The 14,590-nt window shown below is 69.5% G+C and carries 12 protein-coding genes; 5 read left to right on the forward strand and 7 right to left on the reverse strand.

From position 1 onward, the window contains the following. Position 1: 1 nt before the first annotated feature. From ACIBL3_RS15165 to ACIBL3_RS15190, 6 genes are read right to left on the reverse strand one after another with little or no spacing between them, the layout of a single operon-like run. On the reverse strand, positions 2-1,165 hold the full coding sequence (locus ACIBL3_RS15165) for an aminotransferase class I/II-fold pyridoxal phosphate-dependent enzyme (RefSeq protein ID WP_396353893.1): 1,164 nt from the start codon (positions 1,163-1,165) through the stop codon (positions 2-4). 1 nt (position 1,166) lies between these two features. Continuing rightward, positions 1,167-1,910 carry an SDR family oxidoreductase gene (locus tag ACIBL3_RS15170; protein ID WP_396353894.1) on the reverse strand — a complete coding sequence of 248 codons (744 nt, stop codon included), beginning with the start codon at positions 1,908-1,910 and terminating at the stop codon, positions 1,167-1,169. Positions 1,911-1,925: 15 nt separating this feature from the next. Beyond that, positions 1,926-3,236, reverse strand: coding sequence for an MFS transporter (locus ACIBL3_RS15175; protein WP_396353895.1), 1,311 nt, complete (start codon positions 3,234-3,236; stop codon positions 1,926-1,928). Next, on the reverse strand, positions 3,233-4,225 hold the full coding sequence (locus ACIBL3_RS15180) for a biotin-dependent carboxyltransferase family protein (protein WP_396353896.1): 993 nt from the start codon (positions 4,223-4,225) through the stop codon (positions 3,233-3,235). The genes ACIBL3_RS15175 and ACIBL3_RS15180 overlap by 4 nt, the downstream gene beginning before the upstream one ends. Then, the gene (locus ACIBL3_RS15185; protein ID WP_396353897.1) at positions 4,218-4,913 is read right to left on the reverse strand and encodes an allophanate hydrolase subunit 1; all 696 of its coding nucleotides are present in this window, start codon (positions 4,911-4,913) and stop codon (positions 4,218-4,220) included. The genes ACIBL3_RS15180 and ACIBL3_RS15185 overlap by 8 nt, the downstream gene beginning before the upstream one ends. Position 4,914: 1 nt before the next feature. Then, positions 4,915-5,688 (reverse strand): LamB/YcsF family protein, encoded by a 774-nt coding sequence (locus tag ACIBL3_RS15190; RefSeq protein ID WP_396353898.1) that lies wholly within the window; start codon positions 5,686-5,688, stop codon positions 4,915-4,917. A 172-nt stretch (positions 5,689-5,860) separates the two neighbouring features. Here ACIBL3_RS15190 and nac point away from each other — a divergent pair, with 172 nt between their 5' ends. The 5 genes from nac to ACIBL3_RS15215 are packed head-to-tail and all read left to right on the forward strand — an operon-like array spanning position 5,861 to position 13,811. Continuing rightward, the gene (gene nac / locus ACIBL3_RS15195; RefSeq protein WP_396353899.1) at positions 5,861-6,763 is read left to right on the forward strand and encodes a nitrogen assimilation transcriptional regulator NAC; all 903 of its coding nucleotides are present in this window, start codon (positions 5,861-5,863) and stop codon (positions 6,761-6,763) included. 32 nt (positions 6,764-6,795) lie between these two features. Beyond that, positions 6,796-9,909 carry a BTAD domain-containing putative transcriptional regulator gene (locus tag ACIBL3_RS15200; RefSeq protein ID WP_396353900.1) on the forward strand — a complete coding sequence of 1,038 codons (3,114 nt, stop codon included), beginning with the start codon at positions 6,796-6,798 and terminating at the stop codon, positions 9,907-9,909. A 40-nt stretch (positions 9,910-9,949) separates the two neighbouring features. Then, positions 9,950-11,107 (forward strand): MFS transporter, encoded by a 1,158-nt coding sequence (locus tag ACIBL3_RS15205; RefSeq protein ID WP_396353901.1) that lies wholly within the window; start codon positions 9,950-9,952, stop codon positions 11,105-11,107. Then, positions 11,104-13,005 (forward strand): FAD-dependent monooxygenase, encoded by a 1,902-nt coding sequence (locus ACIBL3_RS15210; RefSeq protein ID WP_396353902.1) that lies wholly within the window; start codon positions 11,104-11,106, stop codon positions 13,003-13,005. The genes ACIBL3_RS15205 and ACIBL3_RS15210 overlap by 4 nt, the downstream gene beginning before the upstream one ends. After that, the gene (locus ACIBL3_RS15215; protein WP_396353903.1) at positions 13,002-13,811 is read left to right on the forward strand and encodes a class I SAM-dependent methyltransferase; all 810 of its coding nucleotides are present in this window, start codon (positions 13,002-13,004) and stop codon (positions 13,809-13,811) included. The genes ACIBL3_RS15210 and ACIBL3_RS15215 overlap by 4 nt, the downstream gene beginning before the upstream one ends. A gap of 9 nt (positions 13,812-13,820) precedes the next feature. Here the strand turns inward: ACIBL3_RS15215 and ACIBL3_RS15220 are convergent, their stop codons facing one another. Continuing rightward, positions 13,821-14,561, reverse strand: coding sequence for an IclR family transcriptional regulator (locus ACIBL3_RS15220; RefSeq protein WP_396353904.1), 741 nt, complete (start codon positions 14,559-14,561; stop codon positions 13,821-13,823). Positions 14,562-14,590 lie beyond the last annotated feature (29 nt).

The following is a 14,590-nucleotide window of genomic DNA, read 5'->3' on the forward strand; positions in this document are numbered from 1 at the left end:
GTCATCCTTTCGAGGCGCAGGCACGGGCAATGCGTTCACAGGCTTCGGTCAGTACGGCGTTCGACGTCGCAAATGAGACCCGGAAGTGTCCCGGGGCTCCATAGGCCGCCCCATGGATCACCGCGACCCGCTGTGACTCCAGCAGCTCGAGACAGAACTTCTCGTCGTCCACCTCACCGCACGACACGAACACGTAGAAGCCACCGCTCGGCGAGGTGCACGACAACCCGGGGATGTCGTTGATCCGCTTCACCACCTCGTCCCGCCGCGCCCGGTACACAGCCACGGCATCACTGACGAAGGACTGGTCCCCGGTCAGCGCCGCCACGGCCGCGGATTGGCTGACCGACGACGGGCAGGACGAGCTCTGCGACTGCAGCTTGTTGATGGCGGCAACGAGCTCCGAAGGGCCGGCGCCGTACCCGATCCGCCAGCCGGTCATCGCGTACGTCTTCGACACCCCGTTCGTCACGAACACCCGGTCGACGAGCCGCGGCTCCACCTCGACCAGGCTGGCGATGGGCGTGTCGTCGTACCAGATCTCGTCGTAGATCTCGTCCGTCAGCACCATCACGTGCGGATGGTCGAGCAGTACGTCGGCCAGCGCCCGCAGCTCAGCGACCGAGTAAGCGGCCCCGGTCGGGTTGCTCGGTGCGTTCAGGATCACCCATCGCGTCGCCGGGGTGATCGCGTCGGCCAGCGCCGAGGCGGTCAGCTTGAACCCGTCGGACGCGGGGCACTGTACGACGACCGGGATGCCGTCGTTGGCGAGCACCATGTCCGGGTACGACACCCAGTACGGAGCGGGGACGACAACCTCGTCGCCCGTCCGCAGCGTCGCCATCAGCGCGAGGAAGATGACCTGCTTCGCGCCACCGCCGACCGTGATCTGCTCGACCGGGTAGCGCACCTTCTGCCGCTGGAGCAGCTTGTCCGAGATCGCCGACCGCAGCTGCGGGATCCCGTTCACCGGCGTGTACTTCGTCTCGCCACGGTCGATCGCCTCGACCGCCGCCGCCTTCACCGAAGAGGGGGTGTCGAAGTCGGGTTCGCCGACGGTGAGGTCGAGGATCTCGTGACCGGCCGCCCGGAGCTCGCGGACCCGTTGCGCGGCCGCCGTACTCGGGGAGGGCTGGATCCGGGTGACGCGCGGGGACAGCTCCATCTCAGTCGGTCCTCCGCTCGAAGTTGAGCCCGCCCGGCACCTGGAAGGTCGGCATGATCTCGATGTGGCCGACGTTCACGTGCCGCGGCGCGTCGATGGCGAACTCGATGGTGTCCGCGACGTCCTCGGGCTTGAGCGACTCGTACCCGTCGTAGAACTGCTTCTGCGCGGCCTCCATGTCGCCGAGCAGCCGCCCGAAGATCTCGGTCTCGACCCGGCCCGGGCACACCTCGGTGACCCGGATCCGGCGTCCGTAGCCGTCCACCCGCAGCTGCCGCGAGAGCGTGTGCACGGCGGCCTTGGTGGCGTGGTAGATCGTGTTGCCGCCGAAGTTGTAGACACCGGCGATCGAGCTGATGTTGACGATGTGGCCGAGGTCGCGCTCGACCATGCCGGGCATCACGAGCCGGACCAGGTGCAGCACCGCCTGCAGGTTGACCGCGATCTGCTCGTCGACCGCGAACTCGTCGGCGGTCAGGATGTTCCCGGTCCGCGACACCCCGGCGTTGTTGACCAGTACGTCGACCTCGAGGCCGGCAACCGCCTCGGCCAGGGCCGCGGTGTCGGTGATGTCGACCGCGTGCGGCGTACACCCGGTGGCCCGGGCCAGCTCGTCGAGCCGGTCGGCGTTCCGGGCTACGGCGTGGACCTCGAGGCCGCGCTTGGCGAGGCGCTCGACGGTCACTGCGCCGATCCCGGTCGAGGCACCGGTCACCAGGGCGGACTTGTAGTCGGAGAAAGGCATTGCGGGTACTCCCGGTCAGGCGTCTCGAAGGGGCAGATGGGCACGGTCCTTCACGCGGGAGACCGCGATCAGGGTGCCGAGGGCAGTCAGTACGGCGTAGTAGGCGGGCACGTGGACGTCACCGGTCTTGCCGATCAGGTAGGTCATCAGCAGCGGCGCCGTACCACCGAAGAGTGCGGCGGAGACGTTGTAGCCGAGGCCGTAGGCGGAGTAGCGGACCCGGGTCGGGAACAGCTCGACCAGCAGGATGTGGATGACCCCGGTGTGTCCGGCGAAGATGACGGCCATGATGCAGGCGCCGATGACGGCCAGCGGGACGCTGCCGGTACCGATCAGCAGGTAGCAGGGGATGCCCGCGATGGCCATGGCGATCGCAGCCGTCGCCAGGACGCGCTTGCGGCCGACGCGGTCGGACCAGGCGCCCATGTACGGGATCGCGATCGAGATGCACACGAGGCTGGCCGCGGTCACGAGCAGTCCTTGCACCTTGCTGAAGTGCAGTTCCTTGTTCATGAACGTCGGCATGTAGCTGAACAGGACGTAGTACCCGGAGCCGTTCATCAGCGGGATGAACAGCGCGAGCAGCATCGCGCGCCGGTGCTCGGGCGACGAGAACGCCTCCTTGAGCGGGTTGCGGGACAGGCCGCCCTCCTCCTGCAGGCGGAGGAAGTTCGGGGTGTCGCTGATCCGCTGCCGGATGTAGATACCGGTGATGCCGAGCGGGACCGCGAGCAGGAACGGGATCCGCCAGCCCCACGACTCCATGCGCTCCGACCCGAGCCCGGCGGTCATGCCCGCCGCGATGAGGGTGCCGGTGAGCAGCGACAGGAAGGACGCGATCTGCGCGTAGCTGGTGTAGCGGCCGCGCTTGCCCTCCGGGGCGTGCTCGGCCAGGAAGCTCATCGCGCCTGCCGCCTCGCCGCCGACCGAGAAGCCCTGCAGCACCCGCAGCAGGATGAGCAGCGCCGGCGCGGCGATCCCGATGCTCGCGTACGTCGGCAGCACGCCGATGGCCGCGGTCGCCACGCTGATCAGCAGGATGACGAACACCAGCATCCGCTGGCGGCCGATCTTGTCGCCGAGGTGACCGCAGATGATGCCACCGAGCGGCCGGAAGAAGAACGACACCGCGTAGCCGAGGAACACCAGCAGGACGGCGTTGTCGGAGTCGGGGAAGAACACGAGCGCGAGGGTGGCCGCCATGAAGCCGAAGATGCCGTTGTCGTACAGCTCGGCGAAGATGCCGACACAGCCGGCCAGGGTCACCTTCTTGGCGGTGCCGGAATCGATCTCGTTCGGTACCGCCGCAGCGGACGTGCTGGTCATGACGGACTCCTTTGCGGGCTGGGACAGGGGATGCACAGAGTGGTGAAGACTGTGCGGACGCGCTGGGCAAGCGCGGTGATGCTGCTGCGTTGAGACCGGTACCCCGCGACGGCCTCGGCCAGGGTTCGTCGGCGGAACCGGATGGTGTGGCCGGGCCGGGCTTGGCCGAGGGACGAGAGACCGGTCGAGGTGACGACCGCGAGGACGGGGTAGCCGGCGGTGACGCCGCGGCCGCGATGCAGGACGAGCAGTTCGTCTCCGGTCGGTACTTCGACCGCGCCGACGGGGACGCCGCGGGACAGCACCTCGCCGGTCGCGGCACGCCTTGGTACGTCGCCACTCATCCGCAGGCCGATGTGGTTGCTCTGCGGCGTGACGGTGAACTCGTTGCGGAACAGCCGCTCGTCCGGGAACTCGTGCAGATCGGGGCCGTCGGTGACGTCGATGGTCCACGAGTCGCCGAACGTCGGGAGCTCCGCGCCGAGGCGGAAGACGGGGATGCGGAACACCGGGTGGTCGATGAGCGGAAGCGCCGTACCGAGGGCGAGCTCGTCGTTGTCAGTGAGGGTGCGACCGAAGCCGAGGATGGTGTCGGGGGCGCAGCTGCCGAGCAGGGCCGGTGCTTCGACCGAGCCGTAGACGGCGAGGTAGGCGCGGACGCCGTACCTGATCCGGGTCACGCGGATCGTCTGGCCGGCGCGGACCACGACCGGCTCCCAGCGTGGTTGCGGGAGGCCGTCGACGGTCAGCTCGGCCGGCGCTCCCGTGACCGCGATGAGGACGTCAACGGACGGCGTACAGCTGAAGTCGAGGGCGGTGATCTCCAGTAGCGGCGCGGTTTCGTTGTTGCCGGCAAGGATGTTCGCGACGCGGGCCGAGTACTGGTCGAGGGCGCCGTTGACCGGCAGGCCGAAACGGGACCGGCCGAGGCGGCCGAGGTCCTGGACGGTCGTGAAGCCGGCCCGGTGGACGGTGAGGGTGTCAGCCATGCGCTGCCTCCAGGGCCTGGCCGTCGTACGCGTCCCACTGCTCGGGCGGGATCGGCACGAACCGGAAGGTGTCGCCGGCGCGGTACGGCGTGAGCGCCTCGGACTCGAGGTCGAGGATGCGCAGCGGTGTCCGGCCGAGCAGCGGCCAGCCGCCGGGGGAGCGCAGTGGGCAGATGACGGCCTGCCGTCCGGCCACGGCCACCGAGCCGGGCGGCACGCTGGTCCGCGGCGACGCGAGTCGCGGGACCGGTCGTGGGAACGCCGGCCCGTCCATCATCGGCGCGCCGACCGGGGCACCGAGGCAACGAACTGTCAGCTCAGCACCGGTGTGCAGCCGGACGACCTCGGCCTCGGTGATGCCTAGCTGCTCGGCCACGATCGGCAGGTCCGGGCCGTGCTCACCGCCGTACACGACCGGAACGACGAACGTCTTGCGTTCCGGCTGCCAGCCGTCGGCCAGCGTCGCCTGCTCGACGGTACGGCGTACGGTCGCATGGTCGGTCGTGGCACAGTCGAACTCGACGAGCAGCGCGTCGTACGTCGGCATGACGCCATGGACACCGTCGATCCGAGCAGTCTCGATCGCGTCGGCGAGAGCGTGCACCAAGCGCCAGTTACGCTCGGGATCGTTGCCCACGGCCCGTACCGTGACGGCGGAGTCGCCACAGTCTGCGATCTGGATGCTCATGTCAGCCTGCCAGAACCTTGGACAGCCGGGTGATCGTGACGCCTGCCGCGAGGAGTTCCTTGCGGACGCGATGCGCCAGCGAGATGGCGCCTGGGGTGTCGCCGTGCAGCAGGACGGTGTCGCACTGGACCGGAATGTCCCGGCCGCCGACGCTGCGGATGACGCCTTCGGTGACCATTCGCGTGGTCCGGGCGGCGATCTCGTCCTCGTCGTGGATGACCGCGCCGGGCTCGGTCCGCGGGACGAGCGTCCCGTCGTCCTGGTAGGCGCGGTCCGCGATCCCGACGACGCCGACCTGCAGGCCCTTCGCCCGAGCCGCGTCGGCGAGCTCGCCGTCCTGCGCCAGCACGATCAGCGCGGGGTCGATCGAGGCCACCGCGTCCGCGACCGCTTCGGCGTAGTCCCGCCGTACGGCGACAAGATTGCCGAGCCGACCGTGGGGCGCGACATGCTCTATGCGGGTGCCGTGCGCGGTGGCGAAAGCCTGCAGCGCGCCCACTTGGTAGAGCACGTCGGTGCGGACCTCGTCAGCGGACAGATCCATCGCGCGGCGCCCGAAGCCGACCAGGTCCGGGAAGCTCGGGTGGGCACCCACAGCGACGCCGCGACGGACACACTCGGCGACCGTCGCGTCCATGATCCTGGGGTCGCCGGCGTGGAATCCGCAGGCGATGTTGGCCGAGGTGAGGACGTCGAGCAGGGCCGTGTCGTCACCCGTCGTGTAGGCGCCGAGCCCCTCGCCGAGATCGGCGACAAGGTCTACCAGTCGTGGCATGCTGGGGTCCTCCGGGCAGCAGTGGAAGCTCGCCGTCACCGCGGAAATTCGGTGAAAGAATTTCGCGGAAGAATGATTGCGGTGTTTTCGGCGGAACGTGTTCCAAAGACCGTAAGGCCGGCGGAATCGGCGCGACAAATACCGGTTCGGTGTGACGTGATTGGGCTTTCCTATGGATACCAGACGGCTGTACTCGTTCGTGAAGGTCGTCGACGCCGGCAGCATCACCCGGGCGGCCGACATCCTGCACATGGCGCAGCCCGCCCTGAGCCAGCAGGTCTCGGCGCTGGAGACCCAGTTCAAGCAGCAGTTGCTGATCCGCAGCAAACGCGGCGTCGCGCCGACTGAAGCCGGGCGGGCGCTCTACCGGCATGCGCAGCTGATTCTGCGCCAACTCGAGCTGGCGCACGCCGCGGTCGAGGTGTCCGGCCGGGCTCCCGCGGGCAGCGTGTCCGTCGGGCTGGCGCCGTACAGCACCGGCGCCGCTCTAGCGCTGCCCTTGCTGCAGGCGGTTCGCGAACGTTATCCGGACATCGTCCTGCACATCAACGAGAACTTCGGCGGCGTGATCAGCGAGGCGATCATGACCGGCCGGATGGACATGGCCTTCATCTACGACGCGGGACCGCTGCGGGGTGTGCAGTTCGAGCCGATGCGGACCGAGGACCTGTATTTCGTCAGCGCCGCGCCCGCAGGTAGCCGGGACGACATCTCGCTCGCCGAACTTGCGGATGCGGACCTGCTGCTGCCGAGCCGGATCCACACCATCCGGAAGGTCGTCGATGCGACTTTCCGTCAGGCATCACTGGAACCGACGGTCGTCGGCGAGATCGAGTCCGTGCTGACGCTGGTGAGCGCGGTCGGCGCCGGTGTCGGTGCGACCGTGCTGCCCTGGTCCGCCGCGCAGGCCATCCTCGACCTCCGCAACCTCGCGGTACGGCGGATCGTCGACCCGACCATCGGCGTCAAGGTCTCGCTGTGCACGTCCGACGCCCAGCCGCTGTCGGAGCCGGCGCTGGCCGTCTACGACCTGTTCCACGACCTGATCCAGGAGTTCGGGGAAGCTGAATCCTGACATCTCGCCGACGGCCGACGTACGTTACGTCTGTGACGTCAGGGGGAGCTGAGCCGCGCTTCGGGATCCTTGGTGATCTCGTGGTGACGGTGGATCACCGGCGGCTCGACGTGGGCGGGCCGAAGCAGCGTGGACTGCTGGCGATGCTGCTGGTCCACCTGAACCAACCCGTGTCCGCCGGGCGGCTGGCCGAAGCGTTGTGGGGGAGTGCGCCGCCGGCTGGCGCCGAGGTCACGTTGCGCACGCATGTGTCGCACGTACGTCGTCGTCTCGCATCGGTCGGCGCGGACGGCGTACTGGTCACCCGGCCGTCTGGCTACAGCCTGGTGGTCGATCCGGAGCAGGTTGACGCCTACCACTTCGAGCAGCTGGCCGGACTAGGCCAGGAGGCCCTCGGGCTGGGCGAACCGGAGCGTGCCGCCGAGTTGTTGCGCGAGGCACTCGACTGGTGGCGTGGACCGGTTCTACGGGATCTCGGTCACCCGCTGTTCGCGGAGGCCGAGACCGCCCGGCTGGAAGGTCTGCGCCTGGATGCGCTGGAGGCCCGGATCAGCGCGGACCTTGCGCTCGGCCGGTACGACGTCATCCCCGAGCTGGAGCGGTTGGTGGTGGAGCACCCATTTCGGGAGCGCTTTCACGGTCAGTTGATGCTCGCGCTCTACCGGGCCGGACGGCAGGCCGATGCGCTGGCGGCGTACGCCTCGGCGCGTGAACGGCTGGCCGACGAGCTCGGGCTCGATCCCGGTCCGGCGCTGACAGCGCTCGAGACGGCCATCCTGCAAGGGGATCCGGCCCTGTTGCTGGATCGTCCGGTGAGTCAGGTCAAGGCTCCGCCGGATGCGCTGTTCAGCAGTGTGCGCAGGGGCCGGATGGTCGGGCGGTCAGGAGAGCTGGATCGCCTGCGTGGACTCTGGGATGCGGCTGCGGACGGTGCCGGGCGCGTGGCGCTGGTGTCAGGCGAAGCGGGTGTCGGTAAGACGCGATTGGTTGCGGAGTTCGCCGACGGGGTGGCCGGGCAGGTGCTGGTCGGACGATGCGACCAGACCGAGATCCCCTACCAGCCGATTACCTCGGCCTTCGACGACCTCACCGAGATCGGGTCGCCCGAGGCGATGCGGACCCGGGTCGTGAGTTCGCTGGCTCGGCTGGCACCCGCCGTACTCGTGGTGGAGGATGCGGAGCGCATCGACCACGCCAGTGCGGCGTTGCTGCGGCACGTCCTGCGCCGGCTGCCGGAGCGGGTTCTGGCGATCATCTGCTTCCGCGATCCACCGGGGACCAGGCATCCCGCCCTGCTCGAGCTGGTCGGCGACCTGCCGGCGGCGGACCGGTTGTCGCTGCAGCCCTTGAGTGAAAGCGATCTGGGCCTGCTCGCCGGTGACCAGCCGGCCGGGTTCGTTCACGAGCTGTGGCGCAGCACCGGTGGGAACCCGTTCTATGCGACCGAGGTGCTGCGCGACGGCCAGTCCGTGGTCCCGTCCGGCGTACGTGACGTGCTGCGGCATCGGCTGCAAGCGTTGCCCGCGGACGCTCAACAGGTGGTGCGGTGTGCCGCGGTCCTTGGCCGGGAGGCCGAGTACGGCGTACTCGCGCAGCTGGTCGACCTGGCCGAGGACCCGCTGGTCGATGCACTGGACGACGCGGTGGGCGCTGGGTTCCTGGTCGAGGCGGGCAGCTCGTGGAAGGCGACGTACAGCTTCCCGCACGACCTGATGCGGGAGGCGGTGTACGGCGATCTCCCGCAGACCCGGCGCCAGCGGTTGCACGTCCGCGCGGCCGAGGCGTTGCTAGGAGCAACTGTCGGGGCGGCGGCTGTACATCTTCGGGCCGCCGGTCCGGCGGCCGACCCGGAACGGGCCGCGGACCTGAGCCTGCAGGCTGCGGAGGAGGCGGCCGCGCTCTACGCGTGGCACGAGGCGGTCGATCATGCCGAGGCCGCGATCGATGTCCTCGACCAAGCCGGCGCGGCGCCTACCCGGCGTGCCGAGGCCGCGGTGCAGACAGCGGTCCTGCGGTTGAAGTCGAGCATCGGCGACCGCCGGGCGGTAGAGCTCCTGGAGTCCGCGCTGGACCTCTACCGCGGAGACGACGAGGCTCTGGCGACGGTCCACAGCCGGCTCGGCGGCGCGTTGTGCACCCACCACTCGGTGATGGACATCCCGCGCGCGATCGAGCACCTGGGTGCCGCGGAGCGACTGACCGGCGACCGGTTCCACCTCCACCGCGGGATGGCTCAGGCGGCGATGTACGGCGTACGCACTGAGCTGCTCGGTGATGCCGCTCGCCGGGCCGAAGCGTTGGCGACCGGGCTGGGGCGCCGCGACCTCACTGTGGTGGCCCGGTGGGGCCGGGCCTGGTACGAGTTCAACCAGGGCCGGCTGAGCGATATGGCGAAGACTCGCGAGGCGATGTGGGCGACCGCGCAGGAGCTGGCCGATCCGTATCTCGGCTGGACCTCGGTGAGTGGCGCTGCACTGTCCGCGACGGCGTACTTGCTGGATCCGGTCGCGGGCCGCGCCTGGTGCCGGCGCGGCCTTGCGCAGGCGAGGTTGGAGACCTTCGAGTACCCGCACGGCACCATCGTCGATCAGCTCGCACTCGCGCTGGCGATGATGGGTGACCTGGACGATGCGCGCCGCGTGGCCGAACCACTACCCGCTGATGCCGTCAGCCGCCGCACGCTGACGTTTCTCGTCGGCGACTGGGTCGGCGCCGAGCGCGACTGGGCTGCGGCCTTCCACCGGGACGAGGAGGCGGGCGACTTCCATGACGCCGCCTTGAACGCCCGCTGGCTGGCCGGCGTTCGCAGGCTGCTTGGCGACGAAGACGGTGCGCTGGCCGCTTTGCGAAGGGCGGTGGCGATCGGCGTCGAAGGTCCGCAGCTGCCGACCGAGTTGGCGGCGCGGGCGGAGCTCGCTCAGCTGCTGGCGGAGCTAGGGTCCGTCGACGAGGCAACGGCTCACCTGGCGCGCTGCGACGAGATCATCGGGCAGGGCGATGACTGGCGGGGGCTGGCTGGTGTGGTCGAGCTGGCGCGTGGCGCGGTGACCGGGGCTGACGACGTGTACCAACGGGCGGTCGAGATCTTCACGACGTACCGGTTGCCCGGGCGGCGCGCAGCGGCGTTGAAGCTCTGGGGTCGCTGACTCAACACGACTTCAACATCGTCCGGTCATCGTTGCCGGCATGAACCAATCTCCAGCGGCGGACAGTGCGAGGCTGTTCGGATCGCTTTTCGCGGCGCAGTCGAGCCTCCTGGTGCTGACGCCGGTTCTGTCCGAGGTCGCGGCCGACCTCGGGATCTCACCCGCCGCGGCGGGCCAGCTCCGGTCGCTGTCCGGGGTCGCCGCGGCACTCGTCGCGATCGGCCTGGTGATCAGCAAGCGCCGCTGGGAACTGCGCGGACTGCTCGAGGTCGGACTCGGTTTGCTGTCCATCGCCGCCTCGGCCAGTGTGCTCGCGCCGTCCTTCGCCTGGCTCGCCACTGCCCAGATCGTCCTCGGTGGCGGTGTGTCGCTGGTCCTGGCCGGCGGACTGGCCGCTGCAGGCAGTTGGGCGCCGGAAGGGCAGCGTTCCAAGCTGTTGTCGTGGGCGATGGTCGGCGCACCGAGCGCCTGGATCGCCGGGATGCCGCTGATCGGCCTTCTCGGCGAGCACAGTTGGCGACTCGCCTGGCTGGTGCCACTCGTCGCAAGCGTGGTCACCCTCTCCGCAGTCTCCCGGCGTCAGAGGGGTACGCCGGAACCTGCACCGACCTCTGTGCGATCGATCTTCCGCGGTCCAGGTGCCACTCGGTGGGCGGTCGGTGAGCTGTTGGCGTACGGCGGGTGGTCCGGCGTACTCGTCTACGTCGGCACCCTGCTCACGGACGCCCATGGCGCATCGACCTCGTCGACCGGTATCGCGCTCGGCGGCGGAGCGATCGCCTACGTCGTCGCCACGTTCCTGGCCCGGCGCTGGGTCGACCGCGCGGCCCGGCCCATGGTGCTTGCTGCCGGTTCTGCACTGGTCGTAGCTGCACTGGCCCTAGGAGCGGTCCGACCGTCATTCGGCGTCTCCGTGCTGATGTGGGCGGTCACCGCGTTCGTCGCCGGGGTGCGCATGATGGCGGGCAGCACGGCTGGGCTCGACCTGGCCGGCGTCGGTCCATTGCAGGCGATGAGTGTCCGGGCCGCGTCGATGCAGGCCGGCTACCTGGCGGGCGCCGTACTGGGTGGGCTGGGGCTCGCGCTTGGTGGCTGGACGGTCGTCGGCGTCGCGCTCGCCGTACCGCTGCTTCTTGCCGTGGTTGTGACCGCAACCGATGATCGGAGTGCCGCCCGTCTGAAGGTGGGTGTGCGATGACCGAGCGGTACGACGCTGTCGTGGTGGGCGCGCGGTGCGCGGGTTCGACGCTCGCGACGCTGCTCGCCCGGGCCGGCTGGCGAGTCCTGTTGCTGGACCGCGATCAGTTCCCGAGCGACACCGTGTCCACGCACGTGATGTTCCCGGACACGCTCCAGCGCCTGGACGAACTAGGGGTCCTGGCCGAGCTCCGGGCTTCGCACGAGTTGCGGATGGTCAAGTTCAGCTGGCGGGTGCTCGGTCATGCCGTGGCCGGCGGGTTCACGCCGGTCGGGGGCTACGACCGGGCGACCTGCGTACGGCGGATCACGCTGGACAACGCCCTGGTCGAGGTCGCGAAGGCATCCGGGGTCGAGTTCCGCGCCGGCGTCGAAGTGTCGGCGTTGATCGGTGACGATCCGGTCCAAGGCGTCGTACTCGACACCGGCGAACGGATCGAGTCCACCTGGGTGTTCGGGGCGGACGGACGGGTGTCGACGGTGGCCCGGCGACTCGGGGTGCCGGCGACGGACGAGAAGCGCGGCGAGATGGCGTTCCTGCTGGCGTACTGGCGCGGATTGCCGCCGTCGGACTGGTGCCACATCGACGTCCACGAGCAAGCGGCGTTGATGTCGGTGCCGTGCGAGGACGGGATCCATCTGCTGTCTGTGACCGGTACGCCGGAGATCACCCGGGGTTCGGCGGCGCAACGCGAGGAGCGCTATCTGGCCGCGCTGCACCAGTTCCCGGCGGTTCTGAACGCCCGGCTGCTCGAGAGCGCCGAGCGGATCTCGCCGATCGTCGTGGTCCCGGAGACGATGCTCCGCGGCTACTACCGGCAGGCGACCGGCCCGGGCTGGGCGCTGCTCGGCGACGCCGGCCACTTCAAGCATCCGGTGACCGCGCAGGGCATCGGCGACGCAATCGAGCAGGCCTGGTACATCGGTACGACGCTGGCCGCCGGCGGCGACCTGGACGGGTACCAGGACTGGCGCGACCAGCGGGCCGCCGAGTTCTACGAATGGTCCTACCGGTTGGCCGCGTTCGCACGCGGTCAGGCCGCCGGGCACTTCTCGGGCCTGGCCTCGGATCCCGTGGCGGGCCAGGAGTTCCTGGACACGTTCACCAAGCAAGTCCGTCCGTCGCGGGTCAACACCCGCGAGCGGATGAGACGCTGGAACGCCGCCTGGTCGTACGACGACGGCCACCGGCAGATCCTGGCCCTCGACCTCGACGAGGAACGCCTCGCGCTGCAGGTCCCCGCGTGTCCCGAATGGACAGTGCGGGACCTGATCGCCCACCTGGCCGGGATCGCCGAGGACTCGCTCCGCGGGACCTACTTCGCGGACGCGATCGACACCTGGCGGGATCCGGAGCTCGCGGCGCAGCGCGACGCGTGGACCGCCGGTCAGGTGTCCACCCGGACAGGCCGGCCGATCGAGTCCGTGTTGCGCGAGTTCGACGAGTACGGTGGACGGCTGGTCACGCTGATGCGCCGCGGCGAAGGCCTGGTCTTCGACGGCCCGTCATGGTTGCTCTCGGCACCGGTCGGCGACCTGTCCGTCCATCTCGCGGACCTGCACGAGGCGCTCGGCCTCGAAACCGATCCGTCCGCGCCCATCACGCAGTACGGGTTCGCGGCGTACCGGGACTGGCTGCAGGCCCGGATCATCGACCGTGGGCTTCCGGCCCTGCGGTTGACCGACGGCGACAAGGGCTGGGTGCTGGGGTCAGGCGACCCCGCAGTCACCGTGGTTGCCGATCACAACGAGTTGTTCCGCGCGATCACCGGGCGCCGCAGTGAGCCGGACATCCGCGCGTACGAGTGGGACGGCGATCCTGCGCCGTACCTGCCGATCATCGCGCCATACCCACTACCGGGCCGGCGTGTTCACCTAGGGAGGGAATTGTCAGTATGAGCACCACCACCTTCGAGGAAATCAAGGCCAAGCAGCGGGCGACCTGGGGGAGCGGTGACTACGCGAAGATCGCGTGGGTGACCGTGCCGGTCGCGGAGACGCTGGTCACCACAGTCGACCCACATTCCGGCGCGACCGTGCTGGACGTGGCGACCGGGACCGGACATGTCGCGCTCGCCGCGGCGAGACGGTTCTCGGTCGTCTCCGGCATCGACTACGTGCCCGAGCTGATCGCGCACGCCGAGCGTCGCGCCGAGTCCGAAGGGCTCACGGTCGACTTCCGTACGGCGGACGCCGAGGACCTGCCGTTCGCGGACGACTCGTTCGACTACGTGATGTCCGCGATCGGCGTGATGTTCACGGCCGACCATCAGAAGGCGGCGGACGAGCTTGTCCGCGTCACCAAGCCGGGCGGGAAGATCGGCCTGGCGAGCTGGACGCCGACCGGGTTCATCGGGCAGTTGCTGAAGACGGTCGGCAAGCACGCGGCGCCGCCGCCCGGTGCGCTGCCGCCCACCCGCTGGGGGACCGAGGAGGTGCTCCGGGAGCTGTACGGCGACCGGGTCAGCTCGATCGAAACCACAGTGCAGAAGGTGACCCAGCGGTTCACGTCGGCGGAGCACTTCGCGGACTTCTTCATCACCTACTACGGGCCGACGTACAAGGCGGCCGAGCGAGTCGGCGAGGACGGCCGCGAGGCCTTCCGCGCCGACCTGATCGAGCTGGCGAACGCGTCGAACCACTCCACCGACGGGACGCTGGCCTGCGACTGGGAGTACCTGGTCGCCATCGCCACCAAGGCCTGAGGAAGGGTGCTACAGCGCCGCGGAGATGTTCAGGGCCGCGGCGCTGAGGGCCGGCGCGATCTGCTCGACGCGAGCGGGGGAGTAACGGGCACTCGGCATCGAGACCGAGACCGCGGCCACCGTGTCGCCTTGTGAGTTGGTGATCGCGTGGCCGAAGGCGATCAGCCCGCGTTCGGTGCGTTCCCGGTTGATCGCGATCCCGCTACGTCGTACCGCTCGTAGCTCGCGCCGCAGCTTGGCCAAGTCGACGTCCTCGTCGGCGTACAACGTGGCGAGCTGTTCGTCGGTCAGCGCGGCCAGCATCACCAGGCCGCCAGTCGAGTGGTGCGCCGGGAGCACCATGCCCTCGCGGCTGCCGACGCGCAGTGTCTGGGTCGACTCGACCGACGCGATGAAGCGGATCGTCCGGCCGGTGCGGATGCTCAGGTTGACGGTCTCGTCGAGCGTGTCGACCAGCGTCCGCATCGGCCCGAGCGCGGCCGCCCGGATGGCGCCGATTCCGGAGTGTGTGGTCGCCGCGACCTCCAGGACCGGGCCGGCGCGATAGCTTCGATCGTCGTCCTGTACGGCGAAGTCGCGGTAGACCAGCGTGGACAGGAGCCGGTGGGCAGTCGACCGCGCGACACCGAGCCGCTCGGCCGCGGCTGCCACGGTGAGCGGTCCCTCTACCTGCAGGATCACCGCCAGGCGGAGCGCGTGGTCGACGCTGACAACGCCGTACGCCGGTGGGTTCTTCATCTCCCGGGCCATGGAGTCATTCTGCAGGACAGAATCTTCTG

Origin of the sequence: Kribbella sp. NPDC050124, from assembly GCF_044460355.1 — a bacterium.
In the GTDB taxonomy this organism is placed as follows: domain Bacteria; phylum Actinomycetota; class Actinomycetes; order Propionibacteriales; family Kribbellaceae; genus Kribbella.

Excerpts from the sequence above, each read along its gene's own strand:
- ACIBL3_RS15180 (WP_396353896.1), bottom strand. The coding sequence starts at position 4,225 with ATGGCTGACACCCTCACCGTCCACCGGGCCGGCTTCACGACCGTCCAG.
- ACIBL3_RS15175 (WP_396353895.1), bottom strand. The coding sequence starts at position 3,236 with ATGACCAGCACGTCCGCTGCGGCGGTACCGAACGAGATCGATTCCGGC.
- ACIBL3_RS15190 (WP_396353898.1), bottom strand. The coding sequence starts at position 5,688 with ATGCCACGACTGGTAGACCTTGTCGCCGATCTCGGCGAGGGGCTCGGC.
- ACIBL3_RS15220 (WP_396353904.1), bottom strand. The coding sequence starts at position 14,561 with ATGGCCCGGGAGATGAAGAACCCACCGGCGTACGGCGTTGTCAGCGTC.
- ACIBL3_RS15215 (WP_396353903.1), top strand. The coding sequence starts at position 13,002 with ATGAGCACCACCACCTTCGAGGAAATCAAGGCCAAGCAGCGGGCGACC.
- ACIBL3_RS15165 (WP_396353893.1), bottom strand. The coding sequence starts at position 1,165 with ATGGAGCTGTCCCCGCGCGTCACCCGGATCCAGCCCTCCCCGAGTACG.
- ACIBL3_RS15205 (WP_396353901.1), top strand. The coding sequence starts at position 9,950 with ATGAACCAATCTCCAGCGGCGGACAGTGCGAGGCTGTTCGGATCGCTT.
- ACIBL3_RS15185 (WP_396353897.1), bottom strand. The coding sequence starts at position 4,913 with ATGAGCATCCAGATCGCAGACTGTGGCGACTCCGCCGTCACGGTACGG.
- ACIBL3_RS15170 (WP_396353894.1), bottom strand. The coding sequence starts at position 1,910 with ATGCCTTTCTCCGACTACAAGTCCGCCCTGGTGACCGGTGCCTCGACC.
- ACIBL3_RS15210 (WP_396353902.1), top strand. The coding sequence starts at position 11,104 with ATGACCGAGCGGTACGACGCTGTCGTGGTGGGCGCGCGGTGCGCGGGT.
- nac (WP_396353899.1), top strand. The coding sequence starts at position 5,861 with ATGGATACCAGACGGCTGTACTCGTTCGTGAAGGTCGTCGACGCCGGC.